At 70.8% G+C, this 415-nt stretch carries 2 pseudogenes; both read left to right on the top strand.

The features are described from left to right. A pseudogene (tauB, locus tag EOA36_RS36920) lies at window positions 1-200 on the top strand (taurine ABC transporter ATP-binding subunit); the annotation flags it as partial. Further along, window positions 197-415: pseudogene (locus EOA36_RS36915) on the top strand (taurine ABC transporter permease); the annotation flags it as partial. The pseudogenes tauB and EOA36_RS36915, both read left to right, overlap by 4 nt.

Raw genomic sequence — 415 nt, 5'->3', positions numbered from 1 at the left:
GCATTGAGGAAGCGCTGGTGCTCGCCACCCGCGTCGTCGTGCTGGCGCCCGGCCCCGGACGCGTGGTGCGAACCTTCGAGCCGGGCTTCTCCCGGCGCTATGCCTCCGGCGAGCCCATTCGCGCCATCAAGGCCGACCCGGCCTTCGCGGCGGCGCGCGGCGAACTGACCGACGCGATCTTCGAGGGAGAGGCGGCATGACCATTTCCTCCTACACGGAACGGCCCGGTTCAACGACGGACGAAACCGACGGCCTGTCGGTGCCCTGGTCGAGGCCACGGACGAAACGGACCGGCGTTTCGGCGCGCATGGTCAGCGCCGCCACCATCCTGGCGGTGCTGGCGCTCTGGACGCTGTCGGCCCGCCTGCAGCTGGTGTCGCCGGTGTTCCTGCCTTCGCCGCTCGCCGTGTGGAAC

It is taken from the genome of Mesorhizobium sp. M8A.F.Ca.ET.021.01.1.1 (assembly GCF_003998025.1).
GTDB lineage: Bacteria > Pseudomonadota > Alphaproteobacteria > Rhizobiales > Rhizobiaceae > Mesorhizobium.
Note: the sequence above shows the minus strand (reverse complement) of the source record. Positions and strands in the feature narration are given on the sequence as shown.